At 45.9% G+C, this 20042-nt stretch carries 12 protein-coding genes and 1 pseudogene; 8 read left to right on the top strand and 5 right to left on the bottom strand.

Annotated elements, in window-relative coordinates:
* Positions 1-124 precede the first annotated feature (124 nt).
* Complete coding sequence (galE, locus tag AACT52_RS16880) at positions 125-1111, top strand: UDP-glucose 4-epimerase GalE (RefSeq protein WP_073632483.1); 987 nt, start codon at positions 125-127, stop codon at positions 1109-1111.
* Positions 1112-1186: 75 nt separating this feature from the next.
* Here the strand turns inward: galE and AACT52_RS16885 are convergent, their stop codons facing one another.
* The 4 genes from AACT52_RS16885 to galK all read right to left on the bottom strand — a co-directional run bounded on the left by AACT52_RS16885 (position 1187) and on the right by galK (position 8376).
* A complete protein-coding gene (locus AACT52_RS16885) occupies positions 1187-1390 on the bottom strand; it encodes a hypothetical protein (RefSeq protein ID WP_073632485.1) in 204 nt (67 codons plus the stop codon).
* Between the two features lie 177 nt (positions 1391-1567).
* On the bottom strand, positions 1568-6472 hold the full coding sequence (locus tag AACT52_RS16890) for an ATP-binding protein (protein ID WP_096549470.1): 4905 nt from the start codon (positions 6470-6472) through the stop codon (positions 1568-1570).
* 268 nt (positions 6473-6740) lie between these two features.
* Complete coding sequence (locus AACT52_RS16900) at positions 6741-7127, bottom strand: signal peptidase I (protein WP_073632487.1); 387 nt, start codon at positions 7125-7127, stop codon at positions 6741-6743.
* A 178-nt stretch (positions 7128-7305) separates the two neighbouring features.
* Entirely contained in the window at positions 7306-8376 is a 1071-nt protein-coding gene (gene galK / locus AACT52_RS16905) for a galactokinase (protein WP_073632489.1), read from the bottom strand.
* Between the two features lie 144 nt (positions 8377-8520).
* Here galK and AACT52_RS16910 point away from each other — a divergent pair, with 144 nt between their 5' ends.
* The 6 genes from AACT52_RS16910 to AACT52_RS16935 all read left to right on the top strand — a co-directional run bounded on the left by AACT52_RS16910 (position 8521) and on the right by AACT52_RS16935 (position 16038).
* A complete protein-coding gene (locus AACT52_RS16910) occupies positions 8521-8958 on the top strand; it encodes a response regulator (protein WP_073632491.1) in 438 nt (145 codons plus the stop codon).
* Between the two features lie 38 nt (positions 8959-8996).
* Positions 8997-10733: a PAS domain S-box protein gene (locus tag AACT52_RS16915; protein ID WP_233153976.1), complete on the top strand. Its 1737-nt coding sequence runs from the start codon at positions 8997-8999 to the stop codon at positions 10731-10733.
* Positions 10702-11388: a sensor histidine kinase gene (locus tag AACT52_RS16920; RefSeq protein ID WP_233153977.1), complete on the top strand. Its 687-nt coding sequence runs from the start codon at positions 10702-10704 to the stop codon at positions 11386-11388. The genes AACT52_RS16915 and AACT52_RS16920 overlap by 32 nt, the downstream gene beginning before the upstream one ends.
* A 111-nt stretch (positions 11389-11499) precedes the next feature.
* On the top strand, positions 11500-13980 hold the full coding sequence (locus tag AACT52_RS16925; protein WP_073632493.1) for a hybrid sensor histidine kinase/response regulator: 2481 nt from the start codon (positions 11500-11502) through the stop codon (positions 13978-13980).
* Positions 13981-14869: 889 nt separating this feature from the next.
* Complete coding sequence (locus AACT52_RS16930; protein WP_073632495.1) at positions 14870-15280, top strand: hypothetical protein; 411 nt, start codon at positions 14870-14872, stop codon at positions 15278-15280.
* Between the two features lie 509 nt (positions 15281-15789).
* Entirely contained in the window at positions 15790-16038 is a 249-nt protein-coding gene (locus tag AACT52_RS16935; protein ID WP_073632496.1) for a hypothetical protein, read from the top strand.
* Between the two features lie 619 nt (positions 16039-16657).
* Here AACT52_RS16935 and AACT52_RS16940 read toward each other — a convergent pair.
* Entirely contained in the window at positions 16658-17782 is a 1125-nt protein-coding gene (locus tag AACT52_RS16940; protein WP_073632498.1) for a M24 family metallopeptidase, read from the bottom strand.
* 662 nt (positions 17783-18444) lie between these two features.
* Between AACT52_RS16940 and AACT52_RS16945 the strand changes: the two are divergent.
* Positions 18445-19953, top strand: a pseudogene (locus AACT52_RS16945) (catalase); the annotation flags it as partial.
* Between the last annotated feature and the right edge of the window lie 89 nt (positions 19954-20042).

A 20042-nucleotide genomic window follows, 5' to 3' on the forward strand; every position in this document is an offset into this window, starting at 1 on the left:
ACAGATGGACAAGGCAGTGCGTTGCGGGGGTTCCCCCCGTTGAAGCAACTGCCGTACAGATGGACACAGATGGAACTCACCTTCCGCAATCTTGTCTATTCTAAAACCTAAAGTTAGTACAGTTATGACAACCATTTTAGTTACAGGTGGAGCAGGATATATTGGCTCCCATGCGGTATTAGCTCTAAAAAATGCAGGTTATGAAGTCGTTGTTCTTGATAATTTGTCCAATGGGCATCGAGAACTTGTAGAACAGGTTTTGCAGGTAAAGTTGATTGTTGGTGATACGAGCGATCGCGCTCTTTTAGATAACATATTTTCAACCCACAATATAACTGCGGTGATGCATTTTGCTGCGTACATTGCCGTGGGTGAATCTGTCACTGACCCAGCCAAATATTACCATAACAATGTCGCAGGTACTCTGACGCTTTTAGAAGCAATGCTTGCTGCTTCCATCAACAAGTTCATCTTTTCTTCTACTTGCGCTCTTTATGGTGTGCCCAAGTTTGTGCCGCTGACTGAAGACCATCCTCAAGACCCCATCAGTCCCTATGCAACTACCAAATGGATGGTAGAGCGAATATTATCTGATTTCGATACGGCTTATAATCTCAAGTCTGTCCGTTTCCGCTACTTTAACGCCGCAGGTGCTGACCCAACTGGCCTATTGGGGGAAGACCACGAACCAGAAACTCACCTCATACCACTGGTGCTCATGGCTGCTTTAGGTAAGCGCGAATCCATTTTGATTTTCGGTACTGATTACCCTACGGCTGACGGGACTTGTATTCGAGATTACATTCATGTAACTGATTTGGCACAAGCACATGTTCTAGGTTTGGAGTATCTCCTGAAAGGAGGAGATAGCGAAGTCTTTAATTTAGGGAATGGCAGTGGGTTTTCAGTTAGAGAAGTCATCGAAAGTGCAAAGGAAGTCACAGGAGCTGAAATCAAAATAGAGGAACGCGACAGGAGACCTGGCGATCCGCCTATTTTAGTCGGCAGCAGCGACAAAGCAACTAAAGTTTTGGGTTGGCGTCCCCAATACCCAAACATTAAGGACATCCTCACCCATGCTTGGCAGTGGCATCAGCGACGGCACGGGTAGTCTAAACTTTAGCTTAATCGGTCATTCATCCCACATCTGACCCGTAACGGGAGCGTGGGATGAATGACCGGGCAATTAAGGTACGTCCTTTGACGAGTTTTCAGCGTCGCTAGAAGGGGGACTGGGGACAGTACCTTGATTGCCAATCTCTGTGTTGGGCAACCTGTCAACCCAGTCTTCGACAATTTGAGTAATCGTCTTATCTTTGCTTGCTGCATATAACCGTAACTTATTCAGCCTACGAGAAGACATTCTTAAACTTAATCGTGAATCTTTCATAATGGATAGCCATTGACTAGCCACGATGTTAACATAAAGGAGTGTTGACAAAGACTAAAAAGCTGGTCAAGCATCTGTACCAAGACAACTGTTTGCGTAGCGTGCGCGATCGCGCATAGATAAGGGGTTAGGTTTTTGATTACTGAATCGATGCTCTAGCGTTCTAGCGACACACCGCTACCACTTCACAGCAAGGTTGGCGACGGCTGCAACTAACGCGGCTGGCTCCACTGGCTTGGCAATATGCTGTTGAAATCCGGCGGCAATTGCCTGTTGGTAATCAACATCACCTGCATAAGCCGTTAGGGCGATCGCTGGAATTTGCCCTCCCAGTTCTGCTGGCATTGCTCTGATTTGACGCATCAGCATATAGCCGTTTACTTCAGGCATTCCGATGTCGCTTAACAGCACATTTGGTTGAAACTGGGTGATAACTTGTAGTGCTTCACTTGCCGACGCTACCTGTGTTACTTCTGCTCCAGACTGCTCTAAAATGAAAGCAATCAACTCTCGTGTATCTACCTCATCATCCACAACGAGAACTTTCAGCCCCTTTAAATCGGGAAACTCATCAGACTGTGTATCACTCTGTTGCTCATGTAGATGAATCTTCATCAATGGCAGAGTAACTGTAAAGGTTGCTCCCTGTCCTTCACCCAAACTTTCTGCCTTAACCGTGCCGCCGTGTAGCTCTACAATGTGGCGGACAATTGCTAAACCTAACCCTAGTCCACCGAATTTCCTGGTCGTTGAGCCGTCAGCTTGTCGGAAGTAGTCAAATACATACGGTAGAAACTCAACAGCAATTCCCTTACCTGTATCGCGCACTTGAAGCTGAGCCACAGAACCAACGGACTCTAAACGGATTTCTACTTGTCCACCTTCTGGTGTAAACTTAATGGCATTGGAAAGCAAATTCCAGACGACTTGCTGTAAGCGACCTGAATCGCCTGAAACTTGTCGCATTTTCTCCTCAAACACGGTCACTAGCTGAATCGATTTGGCTTGGGCAGCTAACTGCACAGTTTGTATTGCTGCTGCGATCGTAGATGCCAAATCAACTGCACCAATCTTTAGTCTGAGTTTGCCTTGTAGGATGCGAGAAACATCCAGCAAATCTTCGATAAGTTCGATCTGGAGTTTGGCGTTCCGCTCAATGGTTTCTAAGGCGCGAGCAGTCGTTGCTTCATCATACTTTCTAGCTCGTAGTAACTTCGACCATCCAAGTATGGGGTTGAGCGGCGTGCGAAGTTCGTGGGAGAGGACTGCCAAGAATTCATCTTTGATGCGGTTAGCTTGAATCAATTGCTCTGTTTGGCGCATGAGAGCTTGTTCTGCAAGGTGGCGTTCACGAAGTGCGCGTTCGCGTTCGGTGATGTCAACCGCAACTCCTCCTACCAGACATTGCCCAGACACATCTGCAATGGGAAACTTATACACCAGAAAGTCGCCGAGCGTGCCATCTGTGCTAGGGGCATGCTCAATCGCCTCAACGACTTGCTTTGTCTGGGCAACTGTTCTAATGTTATCAAGGAATTGCTGAGCGATTTCAGTCGGATATAGCTCGAAGATACTTTTGCCGAGCGCGTCGGTTGTTGGTAGCTTGAATATGCGATAGTAAGTTTGACTAAGGTAAATCACACGCCCGTCTGCATCTGTAATCCATGATGCGGCTGGACTGTTATTCATAAAAGCTTGAAATCGCTCTTGACTCTGGCGTAGGGCTTCAAGAGCCTGTTTGCGCTCAGTGATATTCATTATGCTTACCAAGACGCTATGAAATTTTGCGGTTGGCGGGGGAAAAGTAATCGTAAAAAGGACGTTGAGGCGTTCTCCGTTTATAGTTTGCAGAATTGTTTCAGATTGAAAATAAGTTTCGGAGTGAGCAAGCGCAAGCAGTTCTTCGACAAACACCTCTAGGGTTTCCGGTATAAAGACTTGGTCAACTGAAGCCAAGAGTTCATTTTTGTTTTGAGCGCGAAACATCCGTACCGCCGTGTCATTCACGTTGAGAATTCTCACCATGTCAACTGCCTGTCGAACGAACTCAGGGTGTTCCGCGAAATAGGTGCGAAAATTTTGGACTCCTTGCGCTTTTAAATGAGCGATCGCTTCTTGGACAAGAGAAAAATCTTCTTCAAAAATCGCCACGCCTGCGGCTTCAAAGATATAGCGGTATTTTCTCTCCTGTTCTTTGAACGCTTCCTCCGCCTGCTTGCGTTCGCTAATGTCCCGAAAATAAACGGCAAGACCATCTGGCGAAGGATACGCGTGGACTTCCAGCCACTTACCTATCGGCTGACCAAATTCTTCAAAGACAACGGCAACTTGCTCAGTAACGGCACGGTGAAATTCCTGGTACGCCAAACTTCCGACTGTCTCTGGAAACACCTCCTCCCACACCTGCTTGCCGAGTAGTTCTTCAGGGGTTTTGTGTAAAAGCTTGGTAGCTTCCTGATTGACATAGGTGTAGCGCCACTGGTGATCGAAAGCCACAAACGCATCAGTGATGCTTTCAAGAATGTTGCTGATTTGGTCACGGGTTGTCTCAGCGGTACGTTGTGCCGTTTCGCTAACAGCACGTAATTCCCGCTCTCGCCGCGTTGCTTCCTGACGCAATCGAGCCATCTCTAAGTTAGCATTCACACGAGCCAGGAGTTCACGTCCAGAGAAGGGCTTAACCAAATAGTCGTCTGCCCCAGCTTCCAAACCTTCAATGCGCGACTCTTCCCCAGCACGCGCAGAAAGCAGAATGATGGGGATTTCTCTCGTGTGCGGATCAGCCCTCAACTCGCGAAGCAACTCAAAGCCATCCATCCCTGACATCATGACATCACTTAATATCAAATCTGGAACCTGGGCACGAGCAGCAGCTAACGCCTCAGTGCCATTTGCTACCGCCTCCACGTCATACCGTTGGCTTAACAAACGCTTGACATAGTCGCGCATATCCGCATTGTCGTCAGCTAGGAGAATGCGGGGGATTGGGGAAGGTGGGGCCCCCTCTGGGGATAAGGGGTAATGGGGATTAGGGATTGGGGAAGGTGGGGCCCCCTCTGGGGATAAGGGGTAATGAGGATGGGAAATTGAGAGAACTCTTCCCTTGTCCCCCTTCGGGTATGCCTTCGGCACACCTTCGGTGAACGCCAGTCGCACGGGCGGGGGGAACCCCCGCACGGCGCTGGACTCACGAGTCCCTTGTCCCGAGTCCCTTGTCCCTTCTTCAGGTAGCCAACGTAACGCTTCCTCGACATACGGCGTAGCGCCCACTGCGGTGGATGCGAGTGAACGGGTTGCGCTGATGCCTTCACTTGGCAGATGGGCAGTTCCTGTGGGAATCAACACGGTAAAGCAGGTTCCCTGATTCACAATGCTGCTGACTTGAATCGTGCCACCGTGCAGCTTTACCAACTCTTGGACTAACGATAGCCCAATGCCCGAACCTTCATGAGTACGTGCTTGCGCTCCTTTGATGCGATGGAACCGCTCGAACATATGGGGTAGCTCATCAGCGGGGATGCCTATGCCTGTATCGCGCACGTCTAACTCAACGTGGTCGTCGCAATAACGGAGCGTTACTGCAATTTCCCCCTCAAAGGTGAACTTGAAAGCATTGGAAAGCAGGTTAAGCACAATCTTTTCCCACATTTCCTGGTCTACGTACACAGGTTCCGGTAAAGGTGGACAGTTGACCAAAAGCCTTAGCCCTGCTTGTTCGATTGCGGAGCGAAACACACTCGCTAGCTCTGCTGTCAGCATCGCTAAGTCTGTAGGTTCGTAAACTGCCTGCACCCGTCCTGCTTCGATGCGGGAGAAGTCCAGGAGGCTATTAACCAGCTTCAGCAAGCGTAACCCATTACGCTGCACCATTTCTAACTGCTCACGGTCGTGTCTGGGAAGAACGCTTGAGGGATTGGTTAACACGTCCTCAAGAGGACCTAGCATCAAAGTCAACGGCGTACGAAATTCGTGACTGATGTTACTGAAGAAAGCAGTTTTCGCCCGGTCTAGTTCTGCTAGTGCTTCAGCCCGTTTGCGTTCTGCTTCGTAAGCATTAGCATTGGCGATCGCAGTCGCAACATTACTGGCAATTAAATCAAAGAACCCCCGGTAGTCGTCATCAAATGCACGCCGAGGACTTATTCCGGCAACCAGGAATCCAGCTAACTGCTGCTTATGTCCCGATTGAGCAATAGGCATGACCAAGGCGGCGTTAGGCGGTTGCTTCCCGGTTGCTCCAAACAGTGATCCGAACTGAGTTGCGAAATCATCCACCACCTCCGCTTGCCCCGTACGCTTAACTCGTGCCAGATGCCAGCAGTCTGTCTCTTGGGTTAAATCAATCTGCTCAAGACTTGCGGGTGTGCCTGGCTCAATGCCCGTTGTTCCTACCAAACGTGCTTGTTTTCCGTCCGCCTCAACTAAGTACAATAAAGCAAAGGGAATACAGTCGGGATTGTGGGATAAGGTTTGCGTGGCAATGTGACAAGCTTCTTTGACCGTCTTTGCCTCTGCGGTGTTGCTGGCAAGTTCACGCAGCGATCGCAGCCGACGTTCGCCAATGATCCGCTCTGTTGTTTCGATCACAGCACAGAAAACTCCGCCAACTCCACCGCTCTCGTCTCGTATCGGACTGTAGGAAAAAGTGAAGTAGGTTTCTTCCACGTAGCCGTAGCGGTCGATCATCAGCAGCAGATTATCTGACCAGGTAGGCTGACCTGTGGTGAGGACGCTATCAGCTAACGGACCAATGACATCCCAAACTTCTGCCCAGCACTGCTTGGCAGACTGTCCCAGAAATTGGGGATGCTTGCTAGCACCGAGAATTGGGCGGTAGGCATCGTTGTAGAGGTTGGCATACTCGCTTCCCCACCAGATGAACATCGGGTAGTGGGAGTTGAGAATAATGCTAACGGCAGTTTTCAAGCTCTGTGCCCATTGAGATACTGGACCCAAAAGCGTTTGCGACCAGTCGAGCGATCGCTCAGCGTCTCCAAAGGAGTTTCGCATCAACGCTCCCATTTCTCCACCGCCTGCAAAGATATCCTCAGGGACAGTCGCCTTTACTGGATCACTCACCATCTCTGCTCCGCTTGTGGAAAATATTTGCTAAGGATGCCTTTGCCGCGTTTTCGTAGCGTTGGTTCTGGCAAATCCGACAGTTCACGAATCAGTTGGCTCATTTGTGGTTGCCTAAGCACTGCTGTCTTCCTGGACTTCACTTTTTCAAAAGGAAATTGCATCGGCGGCTTAAGCAAAATTTAACGCGGATTATCTTATTATTCAATATATTCAATCCTGTACCAAGTGGCGCAAGGACTTTTCTATCTTTTGATTTAATTTTTGACCTTTATTGGTTAATTTCTTGTGTAGGCATTCCCACACTATCACCTGCTTTAGAGGGCCATCTCACAGTCAGGATAGTAGATTCAGACTCAGCAATCCAACAATGCGGCACGCCTGCACACCAAAGAACGTAGTCGCCCTCACGAGATAGTACAATATCTCCGTCCTCAAATTGAAGACGAAATTGTCCCTTGATCAGGATAGAAAGGGTGGCGGCTTGGTTATTGACTGCCCACTCAGTTCTACTGTCTCCTACTTTATGGACAGCCCATTTCACTTCTAGGTCTTCCGTCGATCGCGGATCTTCACTTGGAGTGATGAAGTGACCAAGAAACCATCCCCAGCGCTTCGCGCCTTCGTTAACAGCGTTACCAAAAACTACTTTAGTCATTAGTCATTAGTCATTAGTTATTAGTCATTAGTTATTAGTCATTAGTCATTAGTCATTAGTCATTAGTCATTAGTCATTAGTCATTAGTCGTTAGTCGTTAGTCGTTAGTCGTTAGTTCTTCCCCTGCTCCCTCACTCCCTCATCTCCCTCATCTCCCTCATCTCCCTCATCTCCCCAATCAAAAATCAGTAGACGGAACTAAGATTCGTCCGGTGTTACCTGTTTGATTGTATTGTTCGAGGACGTTACTAGCAATACCTCTGCCCTCACCCGCTGCGACCAAAGCAACGCTTGCCCCGCCAAAACCTGCGCCCGTCAGCCTTGCGCCAAATACTCCTGCTGTTTTCTGCAATATCTCTACCAGCGTATCCAGCGCAGGGACAGAAACTTCGTAATCGTCCCGCAAGCTGGCGTGGGATGCGTTCATTAATTCGCCAAAGCGCTGAGATGAGACTCCCTGCAAAACCTCTAAGACGCGGTTATTTTCCGTTACGACATGACGGGCGCGACGCCGCAGCGGTTCGGGTAATACTTCTGTTGCGCTACTGTCGGTAATATCTCGCAGCGCCTTCACCCCCAGTAACCGCGCCGCCTCCTCACATTCCGCACGCCTTTGGTTATATCCGCTACTTGCAAGCGTGCGAGGCACACCGCTATCTATCACCACAATCTCTGCACCGCTTGGGAAAGACATCACGCGACGTTCCAGGGTACGCGTATCTAAAAACAGCATATGCTCTGTGTCAGCAAGGCTGGAAGCCATCTGATCCATAATGCCGCATTGCACGCCAGCATAGTGAATTTCCGCTTGCTGTGCGAGTTGGGCGATTTCGACATCATTGATGGGGAGGTTGAGGAGTTGGCGCACAGCCCTCAGCGTTGCGACTTCCAAAGCCGCACTGCTAGACAAACCCGAACCGATAGGAACCGTCGATTTGACGTGCAAATTCAGCGATGGTATCGTGTGTCCTTCTTTTTGCAAAAGTTGAATACACCCAAAGATATAACTTGCAAATCCAGACGGCGTATGATTACTTTCTAAAATGCTAACTTGCTCGTCTAAATCTTCAGAATAAAAGTGGTGCTGTCCATCGGTACTAGAACCTAGCTGTACTGTGGTGCGTTGGGGAATTGCTGTTGGAAGAACAAAGCCATCATTATAATCAGTATGTTCACCAAGTAGGTTGACTCTTCCTGGCGCACTGGCTTCGGCTTCAGGTGGTTTACCAAATATCTTTTGGAAATTCATAATTATTAATTAATCTTTTGGAAATCCATAATTATTAATTAATTGATTGATAGCAAAAAAATTCAATATTACACGTCCTCCCATAGGGTAAGCCTACAGCAAGAAATTTTAAAGTAAAAGTACACCAAAAGGGCCATTCTCTCAATGAATCATCCTGAGCAGTATCCTGTTTTGCTAGCCGAGGACAATGACAGCGACTTAATTTTTCTGCAGCGTGCTATCCGTAAAGCTGGTGTGTCCATTTCTCTCCAACTCGTACGCAACGGGGAGGAAGCCGTGAATTATTTGTTAGGTGAAGGAAAATATGCAGACCGAGAGCGTTACCCCTTGCCAATGCTAATCATTAGCAACATGAAAATGCCAAGGATGAACGGGTTAGAGTTATTAACATGGGTTAAACAGCAACCAAATTTTAAACATCTGCCTGTTATCGTCATGAGTAGCTCTGAAGATCCTGATGAAATGAACCAAGTTACTACTTTGGGGGGTAGTGCTTACTTTGTTAAAACGAGTTCTTTAGATATGTTGGCAGAAATCGTGAAAAAGATGATTTCATTTTTACCACGCAGTCAAGAGCCATAAGTATGAGATGACTGTAGTGTTGCTCAGGATACATACAAATGTTTATGCAAGCATTGAAGCAGAATATGCTGGTCGAAGAACGTTCTTGGTTGCTAAGTTACCCAATCGCGGTTGTCACCAGCCTAGCGGCACTGCTAGTTTCGCTCGTCTTATCACCACTTCTACCGCAAAGTTCCCTGGTTTTGTTTCTCACGGCTGTGGTGGTTAGCTCGTGGTATGGAAGTCGCAACGTAGGAATGCTTGCTACCCTACTCTGTAGCTTGGCAAGCGCTTACTTCTTTTTAGCTCCGATTTATTCTCTGGCTGTTGCCACTGTTAATGGTTTTCTGGAACTGAGCTTATTTGTGGCAGTGTCTTTGCTAATTAGCGGTCTAAGTGCCGCTCGTCAATCCACAGAAAGTCGCCTACGGCAAAGCGAAGAACGTTTCCGCAGTGCCATCAGTGATGCTCCAATACCAATAATGCTACATGCTGAGGATGGGCAAGTTGTTCAAATTAACCGAACTTGGACAGAGCTAACAGGTTATACTCCTGTTGACATCCCGACTATCTCAGCATGGACTCAAAAAGCTTACGGTGAAAGTCAAGAATTGGTTAGAGCCGACATTGATCGCCTCTACAGCCTGGATGCACGAATTGCAGAAGGAGAGTACACCATAACCACACGTAGTGGTGAAACTCGGATTTGGGACTTTTACTCGGCTCCTTTGGGCAATCTTCCTGACGGAAGACGCCTAGTCATTACTACAGCTATTGACATTACCGAACGCAAAGGAGCCGAGATTGAATTGCAGGAAGGAACCAACCTACTGCAAGCAGTCATTGAGGGAACCACGGATGCAGTCTTTGTCAAAGACCTCCAGAGACGCTACAAATTCATTAATGCTACTACAGCTCAGATTTTTGGCAGGGCAAAAGAAGAAATCATTGGCTGTGATGACACAGAACTTTTACCGTTCGACTTGGCAACAGCTTTGAGAGACGTTGACCAAAGAATTATGACGACGGGACGGGGGGAAATTGTGGAAGAGAAGGTGCGATCGGATGGCAGCATCCACATCTATCTTTCAACAAAAGACCCCTATCGAGATGCTGTTGGTAATGTCATCGGTTTAATTGGTGTAGCACGAGATATTACGGAACGCAAGCAGACGGAAGAAGCATTGTCTCGCTCTCTTCAACGCCTGGCAGCCCTACAACAAATTGATCGTGCCATCCTTAGAGCAGAGTCTACGGAAGAGATTGCCCATGCTGCACTTTTACGAATGCATCGGGTGCTACCTTACGTTGAAGCTGTCGTTGCATTATTTAATTTTGAAACAGGCAATGCCCAGATACTGGCAGGGACAATTGATAGTGTGTCAAAAGGGGAAAGCGTTGAGCTTGAGCAGCTCATACCAACTTTTGTCTCAAGGGAATCAGGGGGAATTCGTTATGTAGAAGATATTGCTACCCTTGAGGAACGCCCGCTTTTAATCGAGCGGCAACTTGTAGAAGGCAAGCCGAGTTTCCTGGCAGTACCACTGGTGGTCGAAGGAGACTTGATTGGTGAACTGAGTTTGTTTGCCAACCAAACAGCAGCATTTAACCCGGAACACCAGCAAATTGCTATTAGAAGTTGCAAACCAGCTAGCAGTGGCGATTCAGCAGGCTCGACAACGAGAACAACTGCAAAGCTACGCTGCCGAACTCGAACAGCGAGTAGCAGAGCGAACGGCTGCGCTGAACGAATCCAATGCCGATATGCAAGCTTTTACTTACTCAGTTTCCCATGACCTGCGGGAACCTGTGCGTGTTTTACAAGGGTTTGCTCAAATTTTGTTGGAAGACTACGCCGGCGAATTAGACCCGATCGCACAGGACTTCATAAAGCGCATTCTCACCAACGCCCAGCGGATGGAAAGGCTGCTACGCGATTTATTGGCATACAGTCGCTTGAATCGCAATGAGCTATCACCAAAACCCATTAGCTTGTCAAATGTTATGGCGGAGGTGCTGACTCAACTAGAGGTACAAATTCACGAGCAACAGGCGATTGTGACAGTAGACGAACCACTGCTTCCAGTTGTTGGGCATTATACTACCGTTATTCAGGTGCTCACAAACCTACTGAGCAACGCTATCAAATTTGTGGCTCCTGGAGTTCAGCCTTCTGTACGGGTATGGACACAAAAACGCAATGAATGGGTGCGGTTATGGGTGGAAGATAACGGCATTGGTGTCGAGCCGAAGTACCAAGAGCGCATTTTCAAAGTTTTTGAACGCTTGCACGCTGAGGAAGTTTATCCTGGTACTGGCATTGGGTTAGCGATCGCCCGTAGAGGAATCGAGCGTATGGGGGGGCAAGTAGGCATCGAATCAACAGCATCTCAGGGAAGTCGTTTCTGGATAGAGTTACCAGCTCTTTCTGAGGATAGTATCCTTTACTAAGGCTTAGCAATTATTAATATTTATAGCAAGAAATGGGATGACTGACGCCAAATCAATATAAATACTAGTGTTGATGATAACGAGTGTTCACTGCTGACAAAAAAAACTTAAATGCTGCGTTTGCTTCTGATTGATGATAATGAACATGACCGTGCCTTAATCGTCTATAAACTCAAGTCTGAGTTTCCTGACCTTCAGGTTGAACAAGTTACAAAAGCAGAGGATTTCCACCAAGCATTGTCAGCAGGTAACTTTGAGTTTGTCATCACTGACTATCGTGTGCGTTGGAATGATGGAGTGGCTCTTTTACAGGATATTAAATCCCGCTACCCCAAGTGTCCAGTGATTATGTTTACCGATAGTGGCACTCAGGAGATTGCAGTCGAAGCAATGAAGGCGGGGCTGGATGATTATATCATCAAATCAGCAAAACACTATGTTCGTTTGCCTGTTGCTGTGCGCTCAATCTTGCAACGATTGGAACAACAGGAGAGAGCAGAGAAAGCCCTGCAAGAAGCCAATCAGCGTTGTGCCGATATTCTTGAAAGCATTACTGATGCCTTTTGTGCTTTAGATGAGCAGTTTCGATTTACGTACGTTAATCGAAAATCAGAACAAATTTTGCAGAAAACGCAGGCAGAGCTTCTCCGCAAGAACATTTGGGAAGAGTATCCTGAAGCTGTCGGCTCAGTGTTTTATCAAAAGTATCATGAAGCAGCAACAACAAAACTTCCTGTCCAATTTGAAGCGTTTTGTCTCCATCTCAATATATGGCTGGAAGTGAGAGTTTATCCACGGGAGGATGGACTGACTATTTATTGCCACGACATCAGCGATCGCAAACGTTCGGAATCGGAAAGAGAGCAGTTTCTTGCTCGTGAGCAAGCCGCCCGTGCTGAAGCCGAAGCCCAAGAAAGGCGTTCCACCTTCTTAGCTGAAGCAAGCCGCCTGTTAGCTTCTTCCCTCGACTACCGTACTACGCTCACTAGCGTGGCAAGTCTAGCAGTACCAATTCTTGCAGACTGGTGCTTTGTTGATATTCTTGAGAAGAATTTGGTCGTTTTTGACAATCCAATCATCGTTGCATTTGAGCCAGAGAAGGAAGCGCTGATACGAGAACTCAGGGAACGTTATCCACCTCCAGCCGATGCAGATTTTGGCGCACCCAAAGTTTTACGAACCGGACAGCCGGAAATGGTTACCGAAATTCCAGAGTCACTTGTGCTATCCATAGCACAGGATGCCGAACACTTGAGCTTGATGCGCCAGTTGAATGCACAGTCTTATATGATCGTGCCGCTGATTGCTGGTAAGCGCAAGCTCGGTACAATCGCTTTTGTGTTGGGACAGCCAGAACGTCGATATCAAAAGGCAGACTTGGCGATGGCTACTGAACTTGCTCAACGGGCGGCGATCGCGATTGACAATGCAATGCTTTACCGGGAAGCTTGGGAAGCCAACCGGATAAAAGACGAGTTTTTAGCGATCGTTTCCCACGAACTACGCACGCCGCTAAACTCGATGTTAGGCTGGGCGAAACTGCTTCGTCAGGGGAAGTTAAATCAAGCCACTGCCGCCAAGGCTCTAGAAACTATTGAGCGCAATGCTGAAGTTCAAAAGAAACTCATTGAAGATATTCTCGATGTTTCACGGATTGTCCAAGGCAAAATCCGCCTGAACCTTCGCCCGCTTCACCTGATACCTGTGATTGATGCGGTGAGCGAAAGTATACGTCCCATAGCTCAAGCCAAAGCAGTTCAGTTTCAGTCGGTACTTGATCCCAATGTTGCTCAGGTGACAGGTGACGCAGATCGCCTGCAACAGGTTTTATGGAATCTGCTTTCCAACGCTGTCAAATTTACCCCTTCTGGAGGACGGATTGAAATTCGGCTCGAGCAGGTAAATTCAATGGCTCAGATTACGGTGACCGATACGGGAGCAGGTATTAGCGCTGATTTTCTTCCCTACGTCTTTGAACGCTTCCGTCAAGCTGATGGGACAAGCACCAGAGCAAATAGTGGACTGGGGTTAGGACTGGCGATTGTACGTCATTTGGTTGAGATGCACAATGGCACAGTTTATGCAACTAGCGATGGGGAAGGCTTGGGTGCAACTTTCACGGTGCAACTACCGATAAGAACAGAAGAACAAATTGTACAGCCAACCAACTTGGACTCAGTGGCTAGTGGTGAGTTTCCATCTCTCAATGGCTTACGAATTCTCGTTGTGGATGATAATATCGATACTCTCGGACTGATTCGCTTCATTTTAGAACAATGTCAGGCACAAGTCACGACGGTGACATCAGCAAGAGAAGCCCTAGCAGCGCTCTCACAATTCAAACCCAATCTGCTGATTAGTGATATCGGTATGCCGGGTGAGGACGGTTATTCGCTGATTCAAAGAATCCGAGCTCTTCCAGCAGAGCTTGGGGGGCAAATTCCAGCGGCTGCTCTTACAGCGTTTGCTGGAGAATCCGAACGTAATCGTGCGCTCACAGCCGGGTTTCAAATGCATATATCCAAACCTGTTGAACCTGCTGAGTTAGTTGCAGCCGTTGTCAAGCTGGCTGAACCAAACGGACAAGTTTAATTTCAGGCTGCCGAATACAGATATTTGCCATGTTCCATTCCATCAGTACGCAAGATAGGCACCTAAAACAAGACGCAAGCGCGGGAGCTTCGTCTTTTTACAGCAGTTTTCAAGTAAATAAACTTAGGTGAGTTAAGAGCGCGTATGACTGATATAAGTTTACCAAATTTTTGCGCTCCTAACGCACCTATAAACTAAACACGTAGAAAGTTAGCACTAATAAAAAATGGATGCAAGGACAGTTAAGACAGTTAAGAGGGTGTTTATAAATTTGGCAAAAACCTCGATTTGTCATGCTGAACGTAGCGATAGCACAAGTGTTGCATCTCTCGACTATGATGCAAACCCTAGATTCTGAGTTGCGTTTCACTCCACTCAGAATGACAAATCTATTTTATAAACACGCTCTAAGACAGTTAAGGAATACTTAATAAAATTTTTAGATTTCCAGAATTAAATTTTAAGGAAGTGATACTTATAGGAAAACCTCCAGTAAATGCAATTACTGGAGGCGTATGCTGAACCAATATTTGTTCTAATCAGTACTGAATAAGTAAAACAAATATTAAAAAAGTTAGCACGAGTAAAAAAAGGGATGCAAGGACAGTTAAGACAGTTAAGACAGTTAAGGAATATTTAATAAAAATTTTAGATTTTGCAGTACTGAAATATACATCTGCATACCAGTATATGCTGATGTATGTTTCAAGCGTGTATTAGAAGATTCTCGCAATATATGAAAATATCATTCTTAAGATAGATTTTTTGGCTTATCTGTCTTAACTGTCCTAACTGTCTTACTTGACTTTCTTAACTGTCTTAACTGTCCTTGCATCCCTTTTTTATGAGTGCTAACTTTTTACGTGTTTGTACATATACAAGGAAAACCATGAAAAGTATCACTAGAATCGCACGACGACTGATGTTAGTGTTTTTGGCACTGGTTGCAAGTAGCACGATGTTCTTCTCATCTCCTGCGGTTGCTGCTTCTGTGGATGTTGCAGCTACACAGTATCTTGCCGATACCAGCACACCAACCCAAATATTCACACCCAAAGAAGATGCCACCACACAAACCCAAACACTCACACCCGAAGAAATTGATCAAGCAATCGCTTTTTACAGACAGTTAAAGGTAAAAGTTTCCAAATTTATTCCCCGGCAAGAAAAGAATGCCAATGGTGAAATCCAGACAACAGAAGTCAAAGGTGGAAGCCTGACAATAGATGAAGGCAAAGGTCTTTTATTCGCCATTAACAAACTAATTAATGAGCTATTACAAGAAAAGAAAGCTGCATAAACTGCAAGAACGAGAGCAACTCATTAGAAACAGAGTTCAGTACCTAGCAGAGAAAAGGGGAATCAGCTTTGATGAATGCTGGAAACTAGCTGTAACAGGACGGTTGGAGAAAATCACCCCTGAAGAATGGTAAAAATTTCATTCCTAAGATAGATTTTTTGGCTTAACTGTCTTAACTGTCCTAACTGTCTTGGTTGATTTTCTTAACTGTCTTAACTGTCCTTTCCTCTCTTTTTCACTCGTGTTAGCTTTTTTAATATTTGTTTTACCTGTCTAATACTGAATGGAACAAATATTGGTTCAGCATACGCCTCCAGTGAGTACTACTGGAGGCTTTCCTATAAATATTACTTCTTTAAAATTTAATTCTCAAAATCTAAAATTTTTATTAAATATTCCTTAACTGTCTTAACTGTCTTAACTGTCCTTGCATTTATGCTTACTTGGTTTCAATATGGATATGAAATATCAAGTAACAACATTTACATATTAGAAGTGAGGAACTAAATATGGAGTTGACTGATTTGGCAAATTTCTTTGCGATTCTCACAATCCTAGAGCCTGATAGCAAAATATGTCAGTTTACTATAAAACTGGCTGATTTCGGTACAGCAACTGAAGGAGAAACGGATACTATGATTTTACGGGAGATGAAGAAGCATTTGCCTGAATTACAAAAAGAGTTACAAGAAATCAAAGAAAATAAGTTAGAACTTAAACAAAAAATTGTAACCAAGATTTTGACACCTGATAATTGAGGGACTAATTAAAGAAATCTAAATACTTACTTAGATTAGCTCGTGTTAGGTTTTTTAATATTTGTTTTACCTGTCTAATACTGAATAGAACAAATATTGGTTCAGCATACGCCTCCAGTAATCACACTCACTGGAGGTTTTTTCTATAAATATTATTTCCTTAAAATTTCATTCTCGAAATCTAAAAAAATTATTAAATATTCCTTAACTGTCTTAACTGTCTTAACTGTCCTTGCATTGTTTGTTTGACTTTTTCATAAAACACTCACCAAAAAAGGACTGTAGGTTTATTTTGCATCTTCGCTTTATTGTGGTTTTCAAACTAGCGATGCCCCACATCCAAAAGGTACAAATTGAAAATATGTAATTGTGTATACATTCGATTTGAAAGAATTTTGCTCAACAAGAAAAAAACCCCGATTATGCCGGGGTTCTACTCTATGGATTTTCATGATTGGAGCTCATGAATCTAAGATTGTTTTATATTCTTGACCAGGACAAATAGTTGCACTCCACCCAAAAGATATAAATCATGCATATGTGATAGACTATACATTCAGTTGGGCGATCGCCCAAGGGGCAGTGGCAAAGCCAATCGCGCTCACAATCGAACTAAGAATTATCCCTTCTCCAACGGAATGGGACGTAGCCTTCCTTCTACCTCCACGCTAGGAAAATTGGGATCAAAAGTCAGATTTTCCAACTTTCCATCTTGGAGAATCACAAAAGTATCTTCAACTTTTGCCCCTGGTAAACTTGGATTCCAAGCAACAGCTATGCCTTCTGCTAAAGTGTCGGTAGTAGTGGGATTTGCGACAATTTCTCGCGCCAGATATCCCGTAGTTCCACCTTGATGATGTTCACGGATTGCATTATTAAATCCGTGCTGTTGATAGGCTTTCGCTAAAGTGTCATAAACTGCATTGAGAGATGTTCCCGGTTTACACACATTCAAAGCTTCGGCTTCAATTTCACGAACATGACGATGCAATTCGGCGTGTTCATCACTAAGCGCACCAAAACTGACAAATCGCGTCAGGTTCGCATACAAACCATATCCCCGAGCGCAAAACACCAGCATCGCTTGCCGTCCAATCTGTTCCCCTGTGGCTGTAGCATGGCGGTATAGCGGTAAACGCCTTTCGCCAGCCACCAGTGTCAGCGCGGGATGCAAACCCCTCGCCCACAACGCCTCTGCACCTGCACCTGCTAACTGATATTCTGTCCAGGTAGGTTTGGCTGCTTTTAGGACCTCTGTCATCGCTTCGCTTGCTTTTCGCCCCACTTGGCGATATCGCTCTAGCTCGCTTGACATCATTACCCGTTTATGTTGTTGTAAAGACTCGGGCAATCGCTTTTCTACATGAGCGATAGGGCGATCGCGCTTCGCGTTGTCGAAGACATCGCTGAAAACCTTCCCGCCACCAGTCGCATCACGGACAAAAGATTCACGCGCAGCAGCATCAGCCCACGGGTTAACGTGCAGTTGGAAATTAGCCGGCAGTTCTTCGTCCTTTAAGCGCTGCGCTTCAATTTCATCTGTCAAAACCCAAGCATCTTGCGCCGTTACCAACACTTCTGCTACTCCGGTTTCAGCAGTCAGCAGCACGGTGTTAGAAGCGCCAGCAGTCGCCCAAGCAAACCAATCTGTACCGCGTAGACGCAACCCCTGCGTCTCTGTTTCGGCGAGGGTTTGGCGGATTAACTCTAACTTGGTGGAGACTTCTTGATTCAAAGCATTCATATTATACCTGTGTTTAAGTGTCGTTGATTACCCGATTATCTTAGGGTTTCCCTTAAGTATTATTATTTAGAATTTACAGATTGTGTTATCCGTAATAGGTATTATTAAAAGCATAAATATTTTTGAGATAGATAAAATCTTAAGTTTGTCTGTAAACATAGGTACTTTGAAGGGCAAAATCTTACGTTTCTTGTGTGTTTTTGAAAATCCATTGGCTCACATTCCCGACTTCTTAAAGAAGTCGGGAATCTTGTTGTTCAGAAACTGGAAAATATTTCGCTCTACCGTAACTCAAACTCTAACTGAAACATAACAAAATAAGCCTTAGCAACCCTATACGTGATAAAAAACTTCGTATTAGTTTGTAAGTGTGAATACTTTCAAACTTAACATTAACTTTGTTTTTTAGAAGAAGGCGCACCAAAAGACAAAAACGGATAAGTGTCAGAAATTTAGCATAAATTTAGCCTCTAGCTTCCTTCTCTAGCGACTTTTTGTAAAGTAACCATGCTTACAGGCAAAACTTAAAATTTCATCTATCTATCGGTGGTGAAAACCTCTATAAATTTTGACTAAAACTGAAAAGTTAGAATAACAGCCCAATTTCCCTGCTATCTGACTCCCTGTTAGCAGGACGCTTTTTTGTCCAAGGTACGATGCATATGACAGACAATCAAAAAAAGGACGAACTCGGTAACCAAGAGGAAATCCTGACAAATCGCCAAGGTCACCCAATATCTGATAACCAGAATACACGAACTGTGGGTGACAGGGGTCCGACAGTACTTGAAAACTACAACTTCCTGGAAAAGATTACCCACTTTGATCGCGAACGCATCCCGGAACGCGTGGTTCATGCGCGAGGAGCAGGTGCTCATGGCTATTTTGAGGCTTATGGTAAAGTTGGCGATGAAGCGGTGAGCAAATATACACGCGCCAAGCTTTTCCAAGAAAAAGGTAAAATTACGCCTGTATTTATTCGTTTTTCAAGTGTGATTCACGGAGGTCATTCACCAGAGACACTCCGCGATCCGCGTGGGTTTGCGATCAAGTTTTACACCGAAGATGGCAATTGGGATTTGGTCGGAAATAACCTTAAAGTCTTTTTTATTCGAGATCCCATCAAGTTTCCCGATCTCGTTCACGCTTTCAAACCAGATCCAGTCACGAACCGTCAAGACCCCAACCGCATCTTTGATTTCATCAGCCACACGCCTGAGGCGATGCACATGATCACGTGGCTGTTCAGTCCGTGGGGAATTCCTGCCAGCTACCGACACATGGAAGGCTCAGGTGTAAACACTTACAAATGGGTTAATGCTGACGGTGTTGGGCATATTGTCAAGTACTTCTTTTTACCCAAGCAGGGGGTCAAGTGCCTCACTCAAGCTCAAGCTGAGGAAATTCAGGCGAAGAATTTTAACCATGCGACACAGGATTTGTACGAAGCGATCGCACGAGGCGAGTATCCTGAATGGGAATTTTGTGTGCAAATCATGTCGGATGACGAGCACCCTGAACTCGATTTCGATCCATTAGATCCAACAAAAATCTGGCCGCCAGATCAATTCCCATTGCTGCCTGTCGGACGAGTGGTACTCGACAAAAATCCTGTCAACTATTTCGCTGAGGTTGAGCAAGCCGCGTTTGGTACAGGTGTATTGGTTGACGGTCTTGACTTCTCGGACGACAAATTGCTTCAAGGTCGGACGTTCTCTTACTCAGACGCTCAACGTTACCGAGTGGGACCAAATTACCTGCAGTTACCTATTAATCAACCAAAAACACCTGTTGCAACGAATCAGCGTGATGGTCAGATGACTTACCGCGTTGATGGAGTCGAAGCAGGCGAGAACCCCCACGTCAATTACGAGCCAAGCAGTCTTGGCGGGCTTAAAGAAGCGCCGAAATCTCGCAAAGATCACACTCCTTATGTGCAAGGTCCAGTCGTGCGTCAAAAAATCAGCCGCACCAACGATTACCAGCAAGCTGGCGAGCGGTATCGCACTTTCCACGACGAGGAGCGGGATGACCTGATTCTCAACCTTGTGTCAGCACTCAAACAGTGCGACGCGCATATTCAAGAGCGCATGGTGGAACATTTCATGCAATGCGATCCAGAATACGGTACACGGGTGCGAGAAGGACTCAAGCAAACCCAAGAAAAAAATATGCACGCTCACTCTTAGTTGACCCAGTAGTGTTACGGAGCGCGACGTGAAAAGGCGTGCTTCTTGACACTAGCCCCTTGTGATCGTCA

The sequence above is a fragment of the Scytonema sp. HK-05 genome, assembly GCF_963872035.1.
GTDB lineage: Bacteria > Cyanobacteriota > Cyanobacteriia > Cyanobacteriales > Nostocaceae > Kalymmatonema.

Coding starts and splice junctions, on each gene's coding strand:
- AACT52_RS16900 (WP_073632487.1), bottom strand. CDS start 7,127: ATGACTAAAGTAGTTTTTGGTAACGCTGTTAACGAAGGCGCGAAGCGC.
- AACT52_RS16920 (WP_233153977.1), top strand. CDS start 10,702: ATGCAAGCTTTTACTTACTCAGTTTCCCATGACCTGCGGGAACCTGTG.
- AACT52_RS16940 (WP_073632498.1), bottom strand. CDS start 17,782: ATGAATGCTTTGAATCAAGAAGTCTCCACCAAGTTAGAGTTAATCCGC.
- AACT52_RS16915 (WP_233153976.1), top strand. CDS start 8,997: ATGTTTATGCAAGCATTGAAGCAGAATATGCTGGTCGAAGAACGTTCT.
- AACT52_RS16885 (WP_073632485.1), bottom strand. CDS start 1,390: ATGAAAGATTCACGATTAAGTTTAAGAATGTCTTCTCGTAGGCTGAAT.
- galK (WP_073632489.1), bottom strand. CDS start 8,376: ATGAATTTCCAAAAGATATTTGGTAAACCACCTGAAGCCGAAGCCAGT.
- AACT52_RS16890 (WP_096549470.1), bottom strand. CDS start 6,472: ATGGTGAGTGATCCAGTAAAGGCGACTGTCCCTGAGGATATCTTTGCA.
- galE (WP_073632483.1), top strand. CDS start 125: ATGACAACCATTTTAGTTACAGGTGGAGCAGGATATATTGGCTCCCAT.
- AACT52_RS16910 (WP_073632491.1), top strand. CDS start 8,521: ATGAATCATCCTGAGCAGTATCCTGTTTTGCTAGCCGAGGACAATGAC.
- AACT52_RS16930 (WP_073632495.1), top strand. CDS start 14,870: ATGAAAAGTATCACTAGAATCGCACGACGACTGATGTTAGTGTTTTTG.
- AACT52_RS16925 (WP_073632493.1), top strand. CDS start 11,500: ATGCTGCGTTTGCTTCTGATTGATGATAATGAACATGACCGTGCCTTA.
- AACT52_RS16935 (WP_073632496.1), top strand. CDS start 15,790: ATGGAGTTGACTGATTTGGCAAATTTCTTTGCGATTCTCACAATCCTA.